At 73.0% G+C, this 21,673-nt stretch carries 17 protein-coding genes and 2 pseudogenes; 5 read left to right on the top strand and 14 right to left on the bottom strand.

What is annotated here, in order from left to right; all coding sequences use genetic code 11:
* Nucleotides 1-21 precede the first annotated feature (21 nt).
* From IF09_RS0114685 to IF09_RS0114655, 8 genes and pseudogenes are all read right to left on the bottom strand, one after another.
* Nucleotides 22-747 carry an Asp/Glu racemase gene (locus tag IF09_RS0114685; RefSeq protein WP_051832527.1) on the bottom strand — a complete coding sequence of 242 codons (726 nt, stop codon included), beginning with the start codon at nt 745-747 and terminating at the stop codon, nt 22-24.
* Nucleotides 748-832: 85 nt separating this feature from the next.
* A complete protein-coding gene (locus IF09_RS0114680) occupies nt 833-1,741 on the bottom strand; it encodes a fumarylacetoacetate hydrolase family protein (RefSeq protein ID WP_030295707.1) in 909 nt (302 codons plus the stop codon).
* Nucleotides 1,742-1,756: 15 nt separating this feature from the next.
* Complete coding sequence (locus tag IF09_RS0114675; RefSeq protein WP_030295705.1) at nt 1,757-2,893, bottom strand: cupin domain-containing protein; 1,137 nt, start codon at nt 2,891-2,893, stop codon at nt 1,757-1,759.
* Nucleotides 2,890-3,924, bottom strand: a complete 1,035-nt coding sequence (locus IF09_RS0114670; RefSeq protein WP_051832453.1) for a carbon-nitrogen hydrolase family protein — start codon at nt 3,922-3,924, stop codon at nt 2,890-2,892. Before IF09_RS0114670 ends, IF09_RS0114675 begins: the two co-directional genes overlap by 4 nt.
* A gap of 10 nt (nt 3,925-3,934) precedes the next feature.
* On the bottom strand, nt 3,935-6,238 hold the full coding sequence (locus IF09_RS0114665) for an FAD-dependent monooxygenase (RefSeq protein WP_030295703.1): 2,304 nt from the start codon (nt 6,236-6,238) through the stop codon (nt 3,935-3,937).
* Between the two features lie 52 nt (nt 6,239-6,290).
* Nucleotides 6,291-6,683: pseudogene (locus IF09_RS46965) on the bottom strand (acyl-CoA thioesterase); the annotation flags it as partial.
* A 144-nt stretch (nt 6,684-6,827) separates the two neighbouring features.
* A pseudogene (locus IF09_RS0114660) lies at nt 6,828-8,438 on the bottom strand (AMP-binding protein); the annotation flags it as partial.
* 129 nt (nt 8,439-8,567) lie between these two features.
* On the bottom strand, nt 8,568-9,104 hold the full coding sequence (locus IF09_RS0114655) for an ATP-binding protein (RefSeq protein ID WP_051832451.1): 537 nt from the start codon (nt 9,102-9,104) through the stop codon (nt 8,568-8,570).
* A 248-nt stretch (nt 9,105-9,352) separates the two neighbouring features.
* Here IF09_RS0114655 and IF09_RS0114650 point away from each other — a divergent pair, with 248 nt between their 5' ends.
* Together IF09_RS0114650 and IF09_RS0114645 are read left to right on the top strand one after the other, a co-directional pair.
* Nucleotides 9,353-10,321, top strand: coding sequence for an alpha/beta hydrolase (locus IF09_RS0114650; RefSeq protein WP_030295699.1), 969 nt, complete (start codon nt 9,353-9,355; stop codon nt 10,319-10,321).
* Nucleotides 10,322-10,399: 78 nt separating this feature from the next.
* Entirely contained in the window at nt 10,400-11,170 is a 771-nt protein-coding gene (locus tag IF09_RS0114645; RefSeq protein ID WP_063607378.1) for a phosphatase PAP2 family protein, read from the top strand.
* A gap of 25 nt (nt 11,171-11,195) precedes the next feature.
* On the opposite strand, the gene IF09_RS46345 is transcribed toward IF09_RS0114645, so the two are convergent.
* The 4 genes from IF09_RS46345 to IF09_RS0114625 form a co-directional block, all read right to left on the bottom strand.
* Nucleotides 11,196-11,339: a hypothetical protein gene (locus IF09_RS46345; RefSeq protein ID WP_199920440.1), complete on the bottom strand. Its 144-nt coding sequence runs from the start codon at nt 11,337-11,339 to the stop codon at nt 11,196-11,198.
* A 157-nt stretch (nt 11,340-11,496) separates the two neighbouring features.
* The gene (locus IF09_RS0114635; protein ID WP_030295696.1) at nt 11,497-12,522 is read right to left on the bottom strand and encodes a LacI family DNA-binding transcriptional regulator; all 1,026 of its coding nucleotides are present in this window, start codon (nt 12,520-12,522) and stop codon (nt 11,497-11,499) included.
* A 58-nt stretch (nt 12,523-12,580) separates the two neighbouring features.
* Nucleotides 12,581-14,131 (bottom strand): carboxylesterase/lipase family protein, encoded by a 1,551-nt coding sequence (locus tag IF09_RS0114630; RefSeq protein ID WP_051832450.1) that lies wholly within the window; start codon nt 14,129-14,131, stop codon nt 12,581-12,583.
* 125 nt (nt 14,132-14,256) lie between these two features.
* Nucleotides 14,257-14,988, bottom strand: coding sequence for a phosphatase PAP2 family protein (locus IF09_RS0114625; protein WP_051832449.1), 732 nt, complete (start codon nt 14,986-14,988; stop codon nt 14,257-14,259).
* A gap of 577 nt (nt 14,989-15,565) precedes the next feature.
* Between IF09_RS0114625 and IF09_RS0114620 the strand changes: the two genes are divergently transcribed.
* The 3 genes from IF09_RS0114620 (at nt 15,566) to IF09_RS0114610 (ending at nt 19,497) form a co-directional block, all read left to right on the top strand.
* A complete protein-coding gene (locus IF09_RS0114620; RefSeq protein WP_030295691.1) occupies nt 15,566-16,813 on the top strand; it encodes an MFS transporter in 1,248 nt (415 codons plus the stop codon).
* A gap of 150 nt (nt 16,814-16,963) precedes the next feature.
* A complete protein-coding gene (gene surE, locus IF09_RS41720) occupies nt 16,964-17,890 on the top strand; it encodes a 5'/3'-nucleotidase SurE (RefSeq protein WP_051832448.1) in 927 nt (308 codons plus the stop codon).
* Nucleotides 17,887-19,497 carry a carboxylesterase/lipase family protein gene (locus IF09_RS0114610; RefSeq protein WP_051832447.1) on the top strand — a complete coding sequence of 537 codons (1,611 nt, stop codon included), beginning with the start codon at nt 17,887-17,889 and terminating at the stop codon, nt 19,495-19,497. Before surE ends, IF09_RS0114610 begins: the two co-directional genes overlap by 4 nt.
* A 73-nt stretch (nt 19,498-19,570) precedes the next feature.
* On the opposite strand, the gene IF09_RS0114605 is transcribed toward IF09_RS0114610, so the two are convergent.
* Nucleotides 19,571-20,311 carry a class I SAM-dependent methyltransferase gene (locus IF09_RS0114605; protein WP_030295685.1) on the bottom strand — a complete coding sequence of 247 codons (741 nt, stop codon included), beginning with the start codon at nt 20,309-20,311 and terminating at the stop codon, nt 19,571-19,573.
* A 147-nt stretch (nt 20,312-20,458) separates the two neighbouring features.
* Entirely contained in the window at nt 20,459-21,529 is a 1,071-nt protein-coding gene (locus IF09_RS0114600) for a DUF2330 domain-containing protein (protein ID WP_030295681.1), read from the bottom strand.
* Nucleotides 21,530-21,673 lie beyond the last annotated feature (144 nt).

Below are 21,673 nucleotides of genomic sequence, written 5' to 3'. Positions count from 1 at the left end.
CCGCCGCGAGCCCGGCGGAGACTACTGCGGCAGCGGCGCCTGCGCATACGCGCCGGAGAGCAGGTGTCCCGCCCCCGGGGCCAGCGCCGGCAGGCCGAGGGCGCGCAGCATCTGGTGGGCGGTGCAGACGGCCGCCGACACCACCGGCTTGCCCAGGAGCTGTTCGGCCTCCTCGATGGCGCCCAGGGAGGGCATCTGCACGCAGGCGGAGAGCACGACCGCGTCGGCGTCCGCGTACTCCAGCGCGCGGGCGAGGCCGGGCAGCCTGGCCGGGTCGTGGGCGGCCACGTCGAGGTTGTCCGGGATTTCGAGGGCCTCGTAGTCGAGCACCTCGATGCCCTCGTGGGTGAGGTAGTCCACGACGGTCCGCGTGAGCGGGCGCATGTACGGGGCGAGCAGGGCGATCTTGCGGGCGCCGATGGTGTGCAGTCCGTGGACGAGGGCGCCCGCGCTGGTCACGACGGGTGCGGGGGCGCCGTTCTCGACCGTACGGGTGTGCAGTCGCTGCTCCGAGGTGTGGTGGTAGCCGAGGCCCATGCTCATGATCGCCACGAGGCAGGCGTAGCCGAGCACGTCCACGCGGGCGTCGGACAGTTCCACGGCGCAGCGGTCGGAGTCGGCGTCCATGGCCTTGAGCTGTTCCGGCGTCACATGGGTCATGCGCATCCGGCTGGAGTGGAAGGTGAACCTCTCGTCGGGCAGCACCGCTTGGCGGGCGCGCAGGATGGCGGGGACCTCGGTCTCCATGGTCACGTTCGAGCTCGGCACGATCTGGCCGATGCGGTAGGTGCGGGGCGGCACGGGTACTCCTCGGTGCTTGCTGGGCGTACGGTCAGCGGGCGTCGACGACGGGGTTGGCCAGGGTGCCGATGCGCTCGACGGTCGCCTCGACCGTGTCACCCGGGACGAGGAACTCCGGCGGCACCATGCCGGCGCCGACGCCGGAGGGCGATCCCGTGGCGATGACGTCGCCGGGCTCCAGGGTCACGCCGGAGCTGATGTCGGCGATGAGACGGGCGATCGGGAACAGCATGTGCCGGGTGTTCGACTTCTGCTTGGTGACGCCGTTGACGCGCAGCGAGAGGTCCAGGGCCATGGGGTCGGGGATCTCGTCCGCCGTGACCACGACCGGGCCGAAGGGTGCGTACGAGTCCTGCCCCTTGGAGAAGAACCACTGGCCGGAGCGGCGCTGGTCGCGGGCGCTGATGTCGTTGACGATGCTGAAGCCGAAGATGTGCTCGTACGCGTCCTCCTCGCTCACCCGGAACGCGGTACGGCCGATGACGACGGCGAGTTCGCACTCCCAGTCGAGCTGCTGGGTGAGGTCGCCGTTGTGCAGGACCGGTGCGCCGGGGCCGGTGACGGCGGTGGCGGGCTTGCTGAACAGGACGGGCCGGGGCGGGAGTTCCTTGTCGGTGTCGAGACTGCGGCTTGACTCCTCCACGTGCTCGACGTAGTTGAGGCCGACCCCGATGATCTTGCCGGGGCGCAGCGGGGCGGCCAGGGTGACCTCTTCGAGCCGGTGGACGGCCCCGGCCGGGCGGGCGGAGGCATGGGCGGTGAGGAGGCGGGCCGCGGTCTCCCGGGCGGCGGGTCCTGCCTGGACGAACGAGAGCAGATCGCGCGGGAGGTCGACGCCGGCGTGGTCGGCCAGGACGGCGAGGTCGAGGACGAGGCCGTCGACGTCGGCGCCGAGGCGGGCCGCGGAATCGCCGGTGGTGGTGAAGGTCAGCAGACGCATGGGGGTTCCTCGGGGTCAGGCGGTGGCGGTCGGGGCGGCGGCCGGCATGGGCTGGTGGCCGTCGTTGTCCGGGTACGCCTCTTCGCGGTGGAAGCCGAGCGAGCGCATGACCGGGAAGTCGTTGAAGGAGAAGAGGCAGGCGTCCTCGGACTGATCGAGGTTGTGGTGCTCGTGCCAGGCCCAGGACGGGACGCAGAAGATGTCGCCCTGGCGCCATTCGAAGCGCTGCCCGGCGATGACCGAGACCCCGTGCCCCTTGGCGGCCGTGTAGATCACCGAGCCGGTGTGCCGGTGGGCGCGGGTGGCCTGCCCGGGACGCAGCAGCTGCATGTGGGCGCCCATGGTGGGCATCACGGAGCCGCCCGTGACCGGGTTGGTGTACTCGGCGATGATCCCGTCGTACGGGGACCCCTCGCTCGCCTTCGCCAGGCCCAGCAGGGCCTCGTACGTCGGCTCCCAAGGGTAGGCGAGCAGCGGCGAGTACGGCCTGCTCCACCGCTCCGAGCCGTACGGGAGCAGGTTCGCGCCGTACTGGAGCACGGAGGAGTTGACCACCTTCCCGGGTATCTGGTGGAGCTCGGGGTGGACCTCGTAGAACCCTGCGTCGAGGGCGTTGACGAGCGGGATGTCGAGGCCGTCCTGCCAGATGACGGGGGCGTCCTCGGCGTCGTTGCCGTGCTCGTGCCAGGTGCCGTTCGGGGTGATCGCGAAATCGCGCGGGCCGACCTTCAGCTTCTGGCCGTCGACGACGGTCCAGGCGCCGGTGCCCTCGTGGACGAAGCGCAGGGCGGCGGCCTGGTGGCGGTGGGCGGTCATGGCTTCGCCGGGGCCCATGATCTGGAGCCCGGTGTAGAGGAGGCCGGCGGCGGCGCTGACGTCCTTGCGCCCGGGGTTGACGAGCATCACGACGCGGCGGCCCGCGTCGTCGGCCTTGACCAGGCCCAGGGCCTTGTGGACGAGGGGCCGCAGCTCCTCGTAGCGCCACAGCACGGGAACGGACTTGGGCTGCGGGTACCAGGGCTCGATGTCGTTGGCGACGGTCCACAGGGCGCCGGCGTCCAGGGCCTCGAGTTCGCCGTAGTAGCGCTCGAGTTCGGGGGTGTCGGAGACCCGGGCGCGGCCGAGCATCGTGTCGTCCTGCTCGATGGTCATACGTCCTCCTCAGCGGTGGTGGTCAGGGGGCCCGCGGGCGGCGCGGTGAAGGTCACCGGCAGACGGGGGCGGTTGTCGACTTCGAGGCGGAAGATGTCGAAGCGGTTGTAGTGGCCGGTGATGTCGTGCATCTGTTTGGGCTGGATGCACCGGCCGAGGTCGATCTCGCCGTAGACGATGCCCTCGTCGTCGACGAGCGGTTCGGTGACGGGGCGGCCGTCGGGGCCGAAGATTCCGGACAGGGCGCTGCGGGGCCGCTGGAACAGGGCGCGCAGCTCCTCGTCGTCCCCGGCGAGCAGGTCGACGATCTCCGGGGAGACGGTGGAGCAGGCGACGACGGAGTAGACCTTGCCCTCGAAGCTGTGGGCGGCGGTACGGACGGCGATGGCATCGGCCATGTCGTAGTCGGCCGGAGCCACGGGCAGGGCGATGTAGCAGGAGGCATGGACCAGTTCGCCCTGGGCGAGGAGGGTGAAGCGGGCCAGCGTGTTGGTGTTCTCGCCGCAGGCGAGGGCGCCGAGCGGGCCGACGGGGGTGGGGTGGACGCGCAGGGAGCTGCCGTCGCCGCCGGTCCATGTGAGCTTCTCGGCCCAGGTGGGCACCAGTTTGCGGTGCACGCCGAGGAGTTCGCCGTCGGGTCCGATGGTGAGCAGGGTGTTGTAGAGGACGCCGAGGCTGTGCGCGGCACGCTCGTTGACGCCGATGACGAGCACGACCCCGTACTGGCGGGCCGCCGCGCGCAGGGTGTCGACGTACGGGCCGGGGATGTCGACCGAGGCGCGCTGGAGGCGCTCGAACCAGGGCGAGCCCTGGACGGGGTTCATCGTCCAGTTCCAGTACGGGTAGCCGGGGACGAACACCTCCGGGAAGACGACGAGTTCGGCGCCGTTGGCCGCCGCCTCGGCGATCAGCGCGACGGCCTTGTCGACGGTGGCGGCGGGGTCCAGGTAGACGGGCGAGGCCTGGACGGCCGCGGCCGTGAAGCGGGGCAGGTGGTGCAGGGGCGGGCGGTTCGGGGGCAGGGTCTCCATCGGGGTCTCCTCAGTTGGCCGGCGCGGCGGCGGCCAGGCGCGGCATCCAGCGCTGGTGCACCGGCGCGGCGGGCCGGCGCAGCAGCTCCAGGCGCGGCGGGACCCGGTCGGTGCGGGCGGCGGGCGGTCTGCCGCTGCCGGCCCTCCAGGAGGGCGCCCAGGGCGCGGCGGGCCCGTGGTAGCCCTGGGCGGCCGCGGCGTGCAGGGTCCACAGCGGGTCGTGGAGCTGGGCGCGGCCCACCCCGCAGAGGTCGGCCCGGCCGGCCAGGACGATCGAGTTCACGTCGTCGTACGTGGAGATCGCGCCGACGGCGATGGTGGGGACCCCGGTGGCGTTGCGGATCAGGTCCGCGTACGGGGTCTGGTAGCTGCGGCCGTAGCGGGGCCGCTCGTGGGCGACCACCTCGCCGGTGGAGACGTCGATCCCGTCGGCGCCGGCCTCGGCGAGGGCGCGGGCGATGGCCACGGCGTCGGCCTCGGTCAGGCCGCCTTCGGCCCAGTCCGCCGCGGAGATCCGGACGAGCAGGGCCTTGCCGGCGGGCCACACCTCCCGTACGGCGTCCAGCACTTCCAGCGGGAAGCGCAGCCGACCGGCGAGGTCGCCGCCGTACGCGTCGGTCCGCAGATTGGTCAGCGGCGAGAGGAAACCGGACAGCAACCGGCCGTGTCCGTACTGGAGTTCCAGTACGTCGAAGCCCGCCCGGTCGGCTCGCCGGGCCGCGCGGACGAAGTCCCGTACGAGGAGGTCCATATCGGCCCGGGTGGCCTCGCGCGGGACCGGGCTGCGCTCGTCCCAGGCGAGGGCGGACGCGGCGATCGGCGGACCGTCCCCGGTTCCGGCGCGGCGGCCGGCGTGGGTGAGCTGGATGCCGAGGCAGGTGTCGGTCTGGCCGTGGACGAAGTCGGTGATCCGCCGCCAGGCGGCCTCCTGTTCGTCGGTGTAGAGGCCGGGGCAGCCGGTTCCGTCCCGGCCTTCGGCGCTGACGGCGGTCATCCCGGCGAGGACCAGGCCGGATCCGCCGAGGGCCTGGGTGCTCAGGTGGACGAGGTCGAAGTCCCCCGGGATGCCGTCGCGCGCCGTGCCGAGGGCGGTGGGCGGCACGACGACCCGGTTGCGCAGGAGTAGTCCGCCGAGCGGGAAGGGGCGGAACATGGGGGGCACGGGAGCGGAGGAGTTGACGGCGGTGGTGAACTCCGCGTCGCGCACGCGCAGGTTGTCGTACGTGACGCGGCGGCTGCGGGTCAGCAGGTTGAAGGCGAACTGCGGCGGTTCCTGGCTCGTGTAGCGGCCGATGTTCTCGAACCATTCGAGGCTGGCCTGGGCGGCGCGCTGGGTCGATTCCACGACGGGGCGGCGCTCGTCCTCGTACGCGGCGAGCGCGCCGGGGACGTCCGGGTGCTCGTGCAGACAGGCGGCCAGGGCGAGGGCGTCCTCCATGGCCAGCTTGGTGCCCGAGCCGATGGAGAAGTGGGCGGTGTGGGCGGCGTCTCCGAGGAGGACGACGTTCTCGTGCCGCCAGGTGCGGTTGCGCACCGTGGTGAAGCGGAGCCACTTGGAGTTGTTGGGCAGGAGCCGGTGCCCGTCCAGGTGGCCGGCGAGCATCTCCTCGCAGCGGCGGATGCTGTCCGTGTCGCTGGCGCCGGGCGGGTGGTCACGGTCGGCGAACTCCGCGAAGCCGGCGCGCCGCCACGCGGCCTCGTCCATCTCCACGATGAACGTGGAGCGGGTGGAGTCGTAGGGGTAGGCGTGCACCTGGAGGGTGCCGAAGTCCCGCTCCTCGACGAGGAAGGTGAAGGCCTCGAAGACCTTGTCCGTGCCGAGCCACATGTAGCGGCCCGGGCGTTCGTCCAGTTCGGGCCCGAAGGTGTCCGCGTAGGCGGCGCGGGTGGCCGACCGTACGCCGTCGCAGGCGACGACGAGGTCGTACGTGGCGGCCAGCTCGGCGGCGGGCGGGGCCTGGGTGCGGTAGCGGACGTCCACCGCGAGGGCGGCGCAGCGCTCCTGGAGGATCCGCAGCAGCTGCCGGCGGCCCAGGGCGGCGAAGCCGTGGCCGCCGGAGGTGAGGGTCCGGCGCCGGTAGGTGACGTCGATGTCGCTCCAGCGGGCGAACTCGGCCGACATGGCCGCATGGATCTCAGGGTCGGCCTGCGCGATGCCGTCGAGGGTCTCGTCGGAGAAGACGACCCCGAAGCCGAACGTGTCGTCGGGGGCGTTGCGCTCCCAGACGGTGACGTCCCAGTGGGGGGAGAGCTGCTTGGCCAGGGCTGCGAAGTACAGCCCGCCGGGCCCTCCTCCGATGACTGCTACGCGCACGGCGTACCTCCTCGTGGTTCCGGAACAACATATGGTGCAGATTTGGCGATCGTCAACAATGCTCGATATCTCTCGTGAGGAGTTCCGGTGCCTGCGGGCCCGACTTCGTCAGCACCTCGCGTACGTCGGCGGGCCACGGCGTGGTCCCGGTCGCGCGGGAGGCGGAGTGGGCGATGACCATCCGCCCGGCGGCGGCCTCCACGTCCCCCTCGCCGTGGACCGTGAACACGTAGTGCAGGGAACTGGCGCCGACCTTGGCGACGCTCAGCTCGATGCGCACGGCCTCGCCGAACCAGAGCCGGGCCCGGTAGTCGGCCTCGAAGTGGACGCGCGGGGTGCTGCCGAAGAGGTGCGCCAGGCCCAGGCGGCGCAGCAGCACGGCCTCGGCCGCCTCGACCCAGCGCACGACGGTGGAGTGGTGGTAGTGCCCGGCGGCGTCGGTGTCGGGCCACTCGACGCGGCGCTCGACGACCACGCTCGGCAGGTGCGGGACGAGGGCTTCGGGGCAGCCGGCGGCGCATCCGCCGTCGGCTTCGACCGGGGCCGGGGTGGGATCCGGGGCCGGGGCCACGGCGGCGGCTCGGGCCCATTCGCGCAGTTCGCCGCGCTGGAGCTTTCCGTTGCCGGTGCGCGGCAGCCGCTCGACGAACTCGACGGCACGCGGGTACTTGTACGGGGCGATGGTCCCCTTGACGTGGGCCTGGAGCTCACGGGCCGTCGCCTCGTCCGCAGGGACACCGGCCCCGAGCACGACGTACGCCTTGACCAGCATGCCGCGCCGCTCGTCGGGGGCGCCGACGACCCCGCACTCCTCGACGTACGGATGGGCGGCGAGGGCCTTCTCGACCTCCGGGCCCGCGATGTTGTAGCCGGAGGAGACGATCATGTCGTCGCTGCGGGCCACATACCAGAAATAGCCGTCGGCATCGCGGATGTAGGTGTCCCCGGTGATGTTCCAGCCGTTCCTGACGTAAGCCGTCTGGCGCGGATCGGCGAGATAGCGGCAGCCAGTGGGTCCGGTGACCGCCAGCAGGCCGGGCTGCCCGTCGGGGACGGGGTCGCCGTACCGGTCCACCACGGCGGCGCGGTAGCCGGGCACGGGCCGGCCCGTGGCACCGGGCCGGATGTCCCCGTCGGCCGCGGAGATGAAGACGTGCAGCATCTCGGTGGCACCGATGCCGTCGATGATGCGCAGCCCGGTGGCGGCGTGGAACTCCTCCCACACGGCGGCGGGCAGCGCCTCTCCGGCGGACACGCAGCGGCGCAGCCCGGCCAGTCGGTCCACTGCGCCGGCGGCCATGATCGCGCGGTAGGCGGTGGGCGCGGTGAACAGGACGGTCACGCCGTGCTCGGCGACGAGATCGGCCAGCTGCTCCGGCCCCGCCTGCTCGATGAGCAGGGTCGCGGCCCCGACGTGCAGCGGGAAGACCACGAGCCCGCCGAGGCCGAAGGTGAAGGCGAGCGGCGGCGTACCCGTGAAGACGTCGTCGGGGCGGGGCTTCAGGACATGCCGGGAGAAGGTGTCGGCATTCGCGAGCACGTCGCGGTGGAAGTGCAGCGTCGCCTTGGGGCGTCCGGTCGTACCGGAGGTGAAGGCGATCAGCGCCACGTCGTCCGCAGCAGTGGGGACGGTGGCGAACACGCCGCTCTTGGCCGCGCAGCGCGCGGCCAGGTCCATGACCCCGGGGCCCCCGTACGCGAGGACCGGCAGACCGGCAGGGCCTTGGCCGGCTGCCGCGGCGAGTTCGTCGACGTAGCGGTGGTCGCACACGGCGACGGTGGGGCGGCTGATGTCGCAGAGCTCGGCGAGCTCGGCGGCGCGCAGCAGCGGCATCGTCGTGACGGCGACGCCGCCGGCCTTCAGGACGCCGAACCAGGCGGCCACGAGCCAGGGGTTGTTGGGAGCGCGCAAAAGGACGCGATTGCCGGGTACCAGGCCGAAGTCCTCGGTGAGCACCTGGGCGACCTGGTTGGCGCGCTGCTGGAGCTCGCCGTAGGTCCAGCGCTCGGTCGGGGTCAGCAGACAGGGGCGGTCGGGGCCCCAGCGCTCGACGGCTTCGTCGAGCAGGCGTCCGGCGCAGTTGAGACGGTCGGGGTAGGCCAACTCCGGGAGATCGAAGTGGAGTTCGGGCCAGAGGGGGAAGGCCGGCAGCCGGTCCCTGCAGAAGGGGTCGGCGTGGGCGGAAGGGGAGAGCTCCATGGGGCGGCACCTCAATCAGGGAGCAGCGGGGGAGATGCGGAGCAAGTTATCTCGATAATTTTGCGTCCGTCAACATTCCTCGATATTTCGAGGGACGCCGGGCGGCCTCCGGACCATCCGCGAACCGGTTCAGGCGGCCGGGGCGCCCGGCAGGCACACGCACAGGGAGGTGCCGAACTCGCGCGTCGCAACCGAGAGTTCGCCGCCCGCCTCGGCCGCGAGCAGCTGGACGATCAGCAGCCCGCGGCCGCTTTCGGCATCCGGGTCGATCTCGGTGGCGGGATGGGGCAACCCGCGCAGCCGGGACCCGCGGTCGGCGACCTCCAGTCGCAGCCATCCCCCGCCGAAGCTCACCCCGACCCGCATCCACGCGGTGGCGGCGGCCGCGTGCCGGACGACGTTCCCGGCGAGTTCGCTGACGGCCAGCAGCAGGACATCCGCCGGCTCGGCGGCGATGCGCCAGCCCTCCAGCACCGCCCGGACACGAGCCCGCACCTGCGGGACGGCGACCGCGGTGGGCTCGACCACCCAGTGGGCGAAGCCCCGGACCCGGGCGGGAGCCGGGGCCGGGGTCCGAGCCGGGGCCGAGGCCGGGCCACCGGCGGCCCGTGCGGGCACGGCGGCGGCCGGGGCAGCCCCGGCAGGAAGGGCGGCGGCGGTGAACATGACGTACTCCCGGAGGGGGAATGCGACGCCGTCCCGCCAGTGTCTCGTGTAACTACTCGGGAACTCGGGTGCCCGATGGGCTTGTAGTCAGCGGAAATGCGTCGCTAGAGTCCGTGATTACACGTGTAACAAGCTAAGCCTCCCCGGTGCCCCGCGCAAGCATTTCGGACAAACGTTACGAAGCCTGGGCCGCCCGCACCGGGACCCGCCGGCCTCCGGGGCCGCACACCGAATGGGATGAGCCGTAAATGACGCAGTCTCCCCCGGCCGAGTTCGACATCACCGACATGACCTGGCCGCCCCCTCCGTTCCAGCAGCCCGTACCGCCCGTGACCGGCGCGGACGGCATACGCCGCTTCGACGGGATCACGTACGCCACCACCCCCGGCTACCGCCCCCGCCTCCTCGACGTACAGCTCCCCGCGGGCGAAGGCCCCTTCCCGGCGGTGATCTGGATCCACGGCGGCGGCTGGCTGGACGGCGACCGCCGCTACCCGCCGCCGACCGTGCCCGCCGCCCTGCTGCACGGTGCCGCCCTCGGCGCCGGGCTCGCGCTCGTCTCCATCGACTACCGGCACAGCCTCGAGGCCCCGTTCCCCGCACAGCTGCACGACGTCAAGGCCGCGATCCGCTACGTGCGGCGGTTCGCCCCCGCACTCGGCATCGACCCGGACCGGATCGGCGTCTGGGGCGAGTCGGCGGGCGGCCACCTGGCCGCGCTCGCCGGCCTCGTCCGCCCCGGCAGCACGGACGCCGAGACCCTGGCGGCGCTGGAGGGCGCCCACGGCGTCGGCACCGGCGACACCGGCGTCCTGGCCGTCGTCGACTGGTACGGGGTCCACGACCTGCCCGCCCTGGCCGCGCACCCGCTGCCGATGCCGATGCCGACCGGCGCCGAGTTCCCCAACCCGTACGAGGCCCTGCTGGGCGTTCCCGTGGCCGAGCAGGCGGAGCCGGCGCGGGCCGCGAGCCCGGTCACGTACGCGGTCCCCGGCTCGAACCCGCCGCCGTTCCTGCTGGTGCACGGGACCGCGGACGGGCTCGTCCCGTACAGCCAGAGCGAGGCCCTCGCCGAGGCCCTGACGGGCGCGGGAGGCGAGGTGGCGCTGCAGCCCGTGGAGGGCGCCGACCACATCTTCCTCGGCTCCCCCGACATCCCCGCGATCGTCGCGGAGAGCGTCGCGTTCCTGGCCCGGCACCTGGGCGCGGGGGCCTGAACCCGGGTCCTGACCACACCTGTCCCATCGTGGGGGCGCGGCTGGGCCGCGCCCCCACGCGTACGTCGAAAGGCAGTCATGTCCCGGCACACACTCACTTCGGCCCGCCCCACCGCGGCCCGGCCCGGGGCGGCGGGCCGGCCTCGCCGCCCCGGCACCCTGCTCCTGGCCGTGCTGCTGCTCGGACTGGCCGCAGCACTGGCCCTCACCGTCCGTACGGACGTCGCGAACCCGCCGTTCCAGGGCTTGGACGAACAGTGGCTGCGCTGGATGGGCGGCCCGCACGGCGGGCTCCCCGCGGCCCTGGCGGCCGCCCTCGACTGGTTCGGCGGCCCGCTGGGCGCCGTCGTACCGCTGGGGATGCTGGTCTTCCTGCTCGTCCGCAGACGCTGGACCTCGGCGGGCTTCCTGCTCGGGGTCCATCTCGTGGGCAGCATGCTGGCGGTGCAGACGCTCAAGCACCTGGTGGACCGCCCGCGCCCGGCGCACCCGCTGGTCCGCGTCGACCACGGCTCCTTCCCGTCGGGGCATGCGGCGGGGGCGGCCCTGCTCGTCGTACTGGCCGGCGTCCTGCTGGTCCCGGCGGCCCGGAGGCGGGCCTGGTGGGCCGGAGGCGTGGTGTTCACCCTGGCCATGATGTGGAGCCGCACCTGGCTCCACGCCCACTGGCTCACCGACACGGTGGCCGGCGCAGCGGCCGGCGCGGGGGCCGCACTGCTGGCGTGGTGGGCCTTCTCCCCCGCCCTCGCCCGGGAGCACGAACGAGGGGCACGACCGGCCTCGTCCCTTTCGGCCCACGGGGTGTCGGCGCGGCCCTCTCCCGCCATGAAGCGCCAGGCCGGCGAGTGACCCAGGACGATCGGTCCGATCGGCATCAGGGCTTCGGCCTGATGGGGCTCAGGCCGGTGTGGCCGGCGAGTTCGGGGAAGGCACCGGCGACGGCGATGAGGGCGTAGAGCGGTACGGACCCGGCCGAACGGACGACGCGGGTGGCAGCGAGTCCGGGCGCGGCGCTCACCGCACGCCCTGATGCCGGCCCACCCCCGCCGGGACGGCGTCCACGACCCCGTGCGGTCCCGCCCCGTCCCGGCTGCGCCGCGGGGGCGGGACCTGTCGCGCCGGCCCATGTGCACGGGCACGCCCGGGAAACGGCACGGCGCCGGCGGGCGGGTCTGTCAGGACGTGGCGCGGTGGATGAGGAGGGCCTCTATGGCGGGGACCGGGGGCGTCTTCCCCGTCTCGATCAGCTCGTGCAGGGCGTCGGCGACGCCGGCTGCCGACGGCAGGTCCAGGCGGACCGTCGTGAGGGGCGGTTGCTGGAGGGAGGCGAGGACCAGGTCGTCGGAACCGACGATCGCGACCTCGTCCGGTACGGCGATGCCCTCGGCCTGAAGAGCGTGCAGGAGCAGCGCCGCGTACTCGTCGTTGTACGCGAAGACCGCGTCCAGGCCCAGGCTCGGCCAGCGCCGGGCGAGGGCCGTCGCGGACTCCCTGGTGTACGAGAGCTCGACCGGGGTCACCGTGGCCATGTGCCGGGCCGCGACCGACTCGGCCCCGGCGAGGCGCGGGGCGGCGAGGGTGCCGAGGCCGCGCTCCTGGGGCATGACCACGCCGATCCTGCTGCGGCCGCGGGCGATGAGGTGCTCGGCCGCGGTGGCGCCGATGTCGGCGTGGTCGAAGCCGATGGTGTGGACGCCCTCCACCGGGCGGGCGGCGAACGCCAGCAGGCCGCGCACACCGGCGCGGCTCAGCAGCTCGGCGGCCCGGGCGGTGAAGCGGTCGCCGTCGAGTGCGACGACGGCCACCGGGCGCAGTTCGGCCCAGGCCCGGGCGGCGTCGAGGGGGTCGGCGAAGCGGCCCGCGTGCAGGACGGCCGTGTAGCCGTGCCGGTCGAGCTCACTGTGCAGGTCGTCGACCCAGTCGCTCACGAGCCGGCCGGCCGCGGAGATCGAAGCGGGCATCAGGACGAGGTTGCTGCGCCCGGCCCGCAGGGACCGGGCCGCGGCGTGCGGTACGTAGCCGAGCTGCCGGGCGGCGTCGAGCACCCGCGTACGGGTGCCCTCGCTGACGCGGTGGCCGGGGGTGTCGTTCAGGACGAACGACACGGTGGCGCGTGACACCCCGGCCAGCCGGGCCACGTCGGCGCTGGTGATCGACACGGGCGACGCGGGGGTGCTCGTTTCCCTGGGCTCCCTGGGCATGGTCCTCGGTGCTCCTTGGGTCGACCGACACCTCTCCTCCCAGGTTACACGAGTTAGATCATCGGCCCCCGCGGGCTTCGTGCAGGCGGCGCGAGGGCCCTGCGAGGTCGTCGAAGGCGGTGACGGCCGAGTCGAAGCGCATCGTGGTGCGCGTCTGCGCACCGTACGGCTGCCACTGCGGCATGCCGGGGTGGTTCGGGTCGCCGGTGCGGACGAAGGCGATCCAGGCCCGGTGCATGGTCCGTGCGAGGCCGTCGCGGACGGTGGGGGCGAGCCCGGTGAGGAAGGGGGCGTGCGCCCACTGCTCGAAGTTGTCGAAGACGAAGGGGAGCTCGAGGCAGTGCGCGGCGCCGAGCCGGCCCTCGTACGCGGGCGTGGGCAGGTCGAACTGGTAGGCCCAGACGGGATGCCCCGAACCGGCCCTGGCCTCGGCCAGCCCGACGGAGGGGACCCGGAAGAGCTCGTCCGTGATCAGGTCCATGAGGACGCCGGCCGGACCGGCGCCGGGGCGGGCCGCTGCGTACGCGGCGTAGACCTCGGGGGCGGCCTCGGCCCCGAAGGTCTCCGCGATCCGGTCGGTCACCTGCTCGCGGGTGGCGCCCGCGTACCCCTCGTCGAGGCCGAAGCCGAAGTTGGCCTCCTCGCGGGTCCACCCGATCATGACGTCGATGCCGGCTGCGGCCCCGTGCAGCAGGGCCTGTGCCGGATGGCGCTCGAGGGTGACCCCGTCGACCACGGGCAGGAACGGCGTCGGCCAGTGGCCCCACCGCATCGTGCGGGCGAACAGGCCGCCGGCCGCGCCGATCAGGGCCGGCCAGGGCAGTGCGCGCAGCTCCTGCGCGGTCTTGGCGCCGGCCAGTTCCCGATAGGCCTCGGTGCGCTCCCGGTACGCGTCGGGGTCGGGGAGGTCGAGCCCGAACGGCGGGCTCTGCAGGATCACCCGGCGGATCAGGCCGGCGGCCTGCGGGTGCCCGGCGAGGGCCGCGGTGGAGACGGCGCCGCCGGACTGGCCGGCGACGGTGATGTGGTCGGGGTCGCCGCCGAAGGAGGCGATGTTCTCCTTCACCCAGTACAGGGCCGCAAGCTGGTCGGACAGCCAGGGGTTGGCCACCTCGTCTCCCTCGGCGCCGCCGTCGCCCTCCGGGGGGAGGTAACCGAGCGGCCCGATGCGGTAGTTGATGCCGACGAACACCAGGTCGCCGTCCCGCGCGAAGGTCTCGCCGCCGTATCCGGGCAGCGAGCCCGACCCCGAGACGAAGCCGCCGCCGTGGATCCACAGCAGTACGGGACGGCGGGCGTCGTCGGCCGCGGGTGTCCAGACATTGAGAGTGAGGCAGTCCTCGTCGAAGGGGGGCGACCCGTGGCCGCCGAGGACCGGATCACCACCCTCCACGTACATCTGCGGGGCGCTGGGGCCGTCGGCGCTCGCATCGCGCGTGCCGCTCCAGCCGGGATGCGGCCGGGCGGGCCGCCAGCGCTCGTCGCCGACGGGGGGTGCGGCGTACGGGACCGCCCGGAAGACGCAGAGCCCGTCTTCGATGGCCCCGCGCAGTCGACCTGCGGGGAGGTCGACCACGGGCGGCGGGGTGCGGTTCTCGGTGTGTGCCATGAGGCCCTTCCTTCGTCGTTCCGGGGGCCGGCGGTGCGATGGAGGCACGCCGGCCCCGGTCACGGGGTTATGGCGAATATTGGACGACCGTCAATGATTCTCGATAGACCGCCTGCCTGCGCCCCTCACAGCCACAGGCTGTCGGACGCGACCCGCTCGGCCTCGATCCGCAGCAGCGGCGCGAACGCCCTCCACAGCAGCATGCAGCTCCCGGCGCCGGCCAGCGCCCCGGCGACGGTGTCGCTGAGCCACTGGGCGTGCAGCCAGGTCCGGCTGGCCATCATGGCGACGACGTACAGCACCGCGAAGAGCCACCACCAGCGGCGCACCCGCGGGGGAAAGACCAGGACGGCGGCCGCGAACACCAGCGTCACGGCACTGAACACCTGGCCGGAGGGGAACGAGCCGTCGTTCACCAGGACCCACGGATGCGGCGGGCGGGGACGGTCGACGAGCTGCTTGAGCGGGAGCACCAGGACCATGTTCGCCACGACGCCGACGGCGAGGGCGAACAGCCCGGACCGCCAGCGCCCGTAGACGCAGAGGCAGCCGATCAGACCGAGCGGCAGGACCATGCCCAGCGGGCCGCCGAGGCGGTCGAAGACGGTGGCGAGGCCGGTGAGGGCGTCGTCGCGCGAGCCGGTCATCGACGCGGCCCAGCCGTCGTCGAGCCCCTGGAAGTACGCGCGTTCGCCGACCGAGACCAAGAGGCCGATCAGCAGCGACCCGAGCAGGAGGCCGGCTCCGACGGCGACCGCATGGCGCGGCGGGGGTGCCGGGAGGTGGTGCCGGGGAGCGGGGATCAGGGGCGGGGATGCACGGTGCCCGAACCGGGGCACGGCGGAGGAGCGTGGCATGGCAGGCCTTTCACGGTGGTCTCCCCGGGCGGTGGGGGCACGCGGAGAGCAGGCACAGGCGGTGGAGGACTTCACGAGGGCCGAAGGCCGGGGTTGACCGACGGCCAGGGTTGACCGACGGCCAGGGGCAGGGGAGCCGGGACCGGCGGCGCGGGACCGGGGACGCCGGCCGCGGGCTCCTGCGGTGAGCGGCGACGGGGGGCCTCGCGACGCGGCACGGAGTATTGCGGATGCGTGACCGTCGCCACAAGCGCAAGAGGGATTCCGGACACAACAGCCCTGCTCAGTGGCCATGAGGTAGTGGTTACACGTCCTCGCAGTGCCGCCTGCCGGTCGGTCACGATCCGCACATCACCACCACTCAGCCTCTGGCGATGCCCCGCGATGGGTGCTACACAGTGTCCAAGCGCCGAAGGTGACACGTGTAACAACCCCACGTGGACCCCCGCCGCCCGCCGAGCCTTCCCCAGGCGGCAGCACCTCGCCGCAGCCCCCCGCACGGTGCACCCCTCTCCGCCACGGGCCCTCCGCGCCGAGCCTCCGCACCCCTTCTCGCCCCGTCCCCCGAGGAGTCGTCATGGCCCAGAACGAACTGATCGATTCGCCCGCCCCGGCGGATCCCGAACCTCCCCGCCAGCGCGCGCTCCTGCCCCTGCTGCTGGTCGCGAACTCCGCCCTGCTGGCGGTCTACATGGGCGTCGGATCGATCCTGCTGCCCACTCAGGTCGCGGAGATCGACCCCGCCAACAAGGTCGCCGTACTCGGCGTCATCGGCGGGATCAGCGCCGTCTTCGCGACCGCCTTCAACCCGATCGCCGGCGCCCTCTCCGACCGCAGCGGCCGTCGCAACCCGTGGATCCTCGGAGGCGCCTTCGCCTCGCTCGCCGCCCTGGCCTTCGTCGGGTACGCGACCACCGCGCTGCTCGTCGGCATCGGCTGGTGCCTCGTCCAGGCCACCATGAACGTCTACCAGGCCGCGGTCACCGCGATCGTCCCCGACCGGGTGCCCGTCGCCCGGCGCGGCACCGCTTCCGCGCTGGTCGGGCTGGGCCTGCCGATCGGCGGCACGGTCGGGGTGCTGATCGCCTCCAAGACCGCGGACCACCTGCAGACCGGGTACCTGGTCTTCGGCGCGATCGTCGCCGTTTCGGCGCTGCTGCTCACGCTCCTCTGCCGGGACGTCCCGCGCACCGGTCCCGCCCCGGCCGCCGTCCCGAAGCGAGCCCAACTGGCCGCCTTCCTCTCGGCGTTGGCGAACCATGACTTCCGGTGGGCGTTCATCGGCCGGGCCCTGATGGTCCTCGGCTACTTCTCCGTCGTCGGCTACCAGCTGTACATCCTGGACGACCACATCAGCCTGCCCGACGGGCTGACGCCGCCCGCTGCGATGGCGGTGCTGACCCCCGTGTCGATGGTCGCCATGGCCCTCTCGACCGTGGTGGGCGGGATGCTGTCCGACCGGTGGGACCGCCGCAAGGTGTTCGTCGGTGTCTCGGCCGCGCTCGCCGGACTCGTCATGGTCGTCCCCGTCATCAGCCCCACCTGGACCGGCATGCTCGTCTTCAGCGCGCTGAACGGGCTCGCGTTCGGCTGCTTCATGGCCGTCGACACCGCGCTCGTCACCCTGGTCCTGCCCCGGGCCGAGGATGCCGCCCGCGACATGGGCGTCCTGAACATCGCGAACGCCGGACCTCAGATCATCGCCCCCTTCGTCGCCTCGGCCGTGGTGACCGCGCTCGGCGGATACACCCCGCTCTTCCTGGTCGGCGGGGCCCTGTCGCTGATCGGCGCACTCGCCATCCTCCCGATCCGCAGCGTGCGCTGACCCGCTGCGCCGGGCCGCCGTTGCCGCATCGCGGCGGCCCGGCTCGAACTCCGGCGGGCGCATGCCGAGGGTCGTGCGCCCGCCGGTCCTGCACCACACCACCCTCCTGTACCGCACCTTCGCCTTCCCTCCCCATCCAAGGAGTTCTCTGTGAGACGCAAGCGAGTTCTGCCGCCGGCCGTCCTCCTCGTGTGCACCGCAACCCTCGCGGGTACGGCGCCCGCGGTCGCCTCGCCGCAGACCGCGCCCGCAGCGAGTACGGCGGCGCCCGCGGCACCGCTGCGGATCCTGCTCACGAACGACGACGGCTACAACGCGCCCGGCATCCGCAAGGCGTTCGAGCAGCTGACGGCCGCCGGGCACGACGTCACGATCGTCGCCCCGCTCACCAACCAGAGCGGCACCGGCACGAAGATGACGAGCGCCCCCACCATCGCGGTGAAGCACCCCGAGCCGAAGGTGTGGGCCGTGGACGGCACGCCCGGCGACTCCGTCGCCTTCGGCCTCTCCGAGGTCTTCGCGGGACAGGCCCCCGACCTGGTGGTCTCCGGGACCAACTTCGGCCCGAACGTGGCCGGGCTCGCCACCCACTCCGGCACGGTCGGCGGCGCCGTCGCCGCCCTCGAGAGCGGTGTCCCGGCGATCGCGCTGAGCACCGGCGGCATGGCCGTCCCCGACCCCACCGCCACGGTCAACGCGATGGGCCCGACGATGGACTTCGCGGTGAAGCTGATCGACCGGCTGCGCAGCCGGGCACGGTCGGGCCCGCTGCTGCCGGAGGGCGTGGGCCTGAACATCAACCATCCCGTCGTCGGCGCGGACGGCAAGGGCACCGCGGCCGGTGTGGCGGCGACCTTCCAGGACCCGCAGGCCCCGCTCCAGCCGGACTTCACCGACTCCGGGGACGGCACCTGGAAGGTGAACGTACAGTTCCGCCCGCAGCCGGCCGCCAAGGGCGGGGACGTGGAGGCGGTGAGCGCCGGCAAGATCGCCGTCAGCCCGATGAACGCCGACTGGAACACCGGGCCGGCCGACTTCGCGGTCACTTCGGCCCTCATCGCCGGACTCCGCCCATGAGACGGCCCCGAAGGCGGCCGCGTACGGCGCGGTCGCTGCTCGCCGCCGCCTGTGCGCTGGCGGCCCTGCTCACCCCGGCGCTTCCCGCGGCAGCGGCCACGGCGGCTCCGCCGGGCGGGTCCGCGCACCCACAGGCCACCGTCGCACAGGGCGTGCTGCGCGGACAGAATCACGACGGCGCCCAGGAGTTCCTCGGCGTCCCCTACGCCGCTCCCCCGGTCGGGGACGCGCGGCTGCGCGCGCCGCAGCCGCCGCGCCGCTGGACCGGGGTCCGCGAGGCGGTCCGACAGGCCCCGGCGTGCCTGCAGTTCTCGCCGTTCGGGCTGCAGGATCCGCAGGCCGTCAGCGAGGACTGCCTGTACCTCGACGTGTACCGGCCCCGCACGGCCCGGCCCGGAGCCGGGCTGCCGGTGATCGTGTGGGTGCACGGGGGTGCGTACAGCCAGGGCACGGGTACGCAGTTCGGCGGCCGAACGATGGCCGATCTCACCGGCAGTGTCGTGGTCAGCATCAACTACCGGCTGGGGCAGCTCGGTTATCTCGGGCTGCCCGAGCTCGCCGGGGAGAACGCGCAGCGCTCCGGCTCCTTCGGGCTGATGGACCAGATGGCGGCGCTGCGCTGGACCCGGGAGAACATCGCCGCGTTCGGCGGGAACCCCGGGAACGTCACGGTCTCCGGCCAGTCCGCGGGCAGCGGTTCCGTCTGTGCGCTGCTGGCCGCGCCGTCGGCGGCCGGGCTGTTCCACCGCGCGGTGCTGCAGAGCGGGCCGTGCACGCTGCTGCGTCCGCCGGACGGCGCGCGGGCCGAGTCGCAGGCGCGGGCCTTCGCGGCGGCCGCGGGCTGTACGGATCCGGCGGCGCTGGCCGGGTGCCTTCGGGCCGCTCCCGGGCCGGTGCTGGTCGAGGCGGCCCGTACGGTGCCCACCTCGGGGCCGGCGTCCGGCGACGGGCTGCTGCCCGTCGATCCGGCGACGGCCATCGGGAGCGGGAACTGGAACAAGGTGCCGGTGCTGATCGGGAGCACCCGCTCCGAGGCGCGCCTGTTCGTCGCGCTGACGCAGCCGTACCTGACGCAGGAGCAGTACACGGCGCAGGTCCTGGCGGGGTACGGGGCCGCCGGGCCCGAGGTGCTCGCCCGCTATCCGGTGTCGGCGTACGGGTCGCCGTACCTGGCGCTGTCAGCTGTGATGACGGACTCGGCGTTCGCCTGCCAGACGGCGTGGACGGCCCAGCTGTTCGCCGCCCAAGTCCCCACTTATTTTTACGAGTTCGACGACCCGGACTCGCCGACGCTGGCCGGGGCGCAGGTACCCGGTATCGACGAGTCCAATGCGCACAGTGCCGAGCTGGCCTATCTGCACGACTTCACCATGGGCGACCGGCCGCTGACCACGGAGCAGGTCGCGTTCGCGACACGGCTGAAGCGCTACTGGGGTGCGTTCGCGCGCTACGGCGTCCCGGCGGTGCCGGGGCAGACGGCGTGGCCGCCGACCGGGTCCGGGGCCACGGTCCTCACCCTCAACCCCACGGCGACGCGGACGGGCGCCTCGTTCGGGTCGGACCACCAGTGCACGTTCTGGCGGACCCAGCCGCCCCGGCCGGTCTGACCGGCCGAGGGCGGCCGCGGCCCGGGATCCCGACGATCCCGGGCCGCGGCCTTGTCACCCCCGTGGCGCGAGGTCAGGCGCGGCAGCGCAGCATCGCGAGCGGCGGGTACGCGAGGAGGTCCGCCCAGAACTCCTTGCCGAACTCACGGATGCCGGCGTCGGACACCTCCAGCGGGACCCAGGTGATCTCGCTGAACCCGGCCGCCCGCAGGCACGCTTCGTAGACCTCGCTGCGCGGGGCCGAGGAGACGATGCTGATCGGCTGCGGGTCGAGGAGGGCGGTGACCCGCACGCGCGTACCCGTCTCGATCTCGCCGGCCGGCTCGCAACGGAACCCGTAGGCCTCCAGGGAGGGACAGTCGAACCGGTAGTCGGGGTTCTGCGCGAGCACGAAGAACTCCCCGCCCGCCACCAGGCTCCGGTGGATGTTGCGGCACATCCGCTCCATGGTGGCGATGTCCTCGGCGTAGTTGAGGCACTGCACTCCCAGCGCGATGTCGAAGCGCGGGTCGAGGGGCGGCAGTTCGGCCACGTCACCGACCCCGTAGCGCACACCCAGCGGGTCGCGCTGCTCGATCTCCCGCGCCGCGGAGATCATCTCGACGGAGATGTCGACGCCGTAGACGTCCGCGGCGCCGCGCCGCTTGAACTCCCTGCTGTAGAAACCGGTCCCGCACGCCAGGTCGAGGACCGACTTGCCGCTCACGTCCCCGACCAGGCCCAGGAAGCTCGGCACCTCCCCGTACCGCATCATCGGCAGCGACTTGAACCCCTCGAACGCCTCACCGATCTCGTCGTACTGCTGTCCGCCCATCGTGCTGTCCTCCCCGTGGTCCGTCATGCCTTCGGCAACGGACGCCCCCCGTTCCCGGGACACGCCGCTTCCTCTGGCTGGCAGTCTCACTGAACCGTGACGGACCGCCGTATGGGCAGAACCCACAAAGATCCAGATGTCGTCCCGTCAGGCGCTCCGGGTACGGGACCTTCGGCGGCGCACGGTGAACGTGACCGCCGCGAGGGCGACGAGGGCGGCCGCCACCGTCAGCAGCCAGGCCGGGACCCCGCCGACGGTGAGCAGTTCGCCGGTGTAGATGACCTTGCGGTACGGGGTGTCGGCGGCCGTGGGGCGCAGTTCGTGGTCGCCGTCGATGCGGCCCGGATCCGGGAACTCCTGGTCGATCGCCGTCAGGAACGCCGGCTTGCCGCCGGTGAGCGTGGCGAGGCCGTCCTCCGGGGTGACCATCCCGGCGAAGGTGACCTTCGGCTTGGCGCCGCCGATCGGGGAGGCAGGCTCCATGCGGTGGTCGGCCAGGATGTACAGCCCGAGGGACTGCGGGGTCTTGGCCAGCCGGGACAGCCGCATCGGGTAGACCAGCCGGTTGCTGTCGAAGCGGATCTTCAGCGGGTCGAGGGTGCCCTGCAGGGTCTTGCCCTGCTGCCGGGGGGCGAGGCGTACGGCGACGTACTCCCACTTCTGGTCTACGTACGGCTTCAGCTCGGCGGCGAGTCCATCGGGCAGCTTGAAGCCGTTGGTTTCCAGCCAATTGCGCAGTGCGTCGGGGTCGGTCGCGGTGAGGCGGGCGACGTCGAAGTCGCCGAGCTGCTCGCGGCCGACGACGCCGACCGAGGGGGCGCCCGCGCCGGGCAGCGGGGCTCCCGCAGAGTCTCCCGTGGTGGAGGAGAACGGCCAGTCACGGTCGCGCGGCCAGAAGTAGCTGCGGGTCTTGAACTCGGGCCGGGTCAGCCAGGTCAGCTCCCGGAACATCTCCCCGTCGCCCAGCTCCACCGTGGCCCGCCCGGGTACCGGCATGATCCAGGCCGCGCGCGGGGCGTCCCCGCGGACGACGAACCGCATCACGATCTGTTCCGTACGGCCGTCGAAGCGCACGACGGAGGTCTCCCGTTCGACGCCGATGCGGGCGTAGCCCTCGGGGATCATCGCCCCGCATCCGCAGGCGTAGGCCGGGCTGATCAGGGAGCCCAGTTGCGTCGCGAGCAGGGCCAGCAGCAGGGCGGCAATTCTTCGTTTCATCCACACGGGGTCTCAGACGTGGGCCCCGGTGATCCGGTTCCGGCCATGATCCGGGTCTCATCCGGGCCCCGCTCCCGGGGCTGGTCACGGGGCCGTTCCGACTGGCGGAACCCCCTGGTCAGGCCGGTTCCCGATCCCCATACT

Source organism: Streptomyces katrae (assembly GCF_000717655.1).
In the GTDB taxonomy this organism is placed as follows: Bacteria; Actinomycetota; Actinomycetes; order Streptomycetales; family Streptomycetaceae; genus Streptomyces; species Streptomyces katrae_B.
Note: the sequence above shows the minus strand (reverse complement) of the source record. Positions and strands in the feature narration are given on the sequence as shown.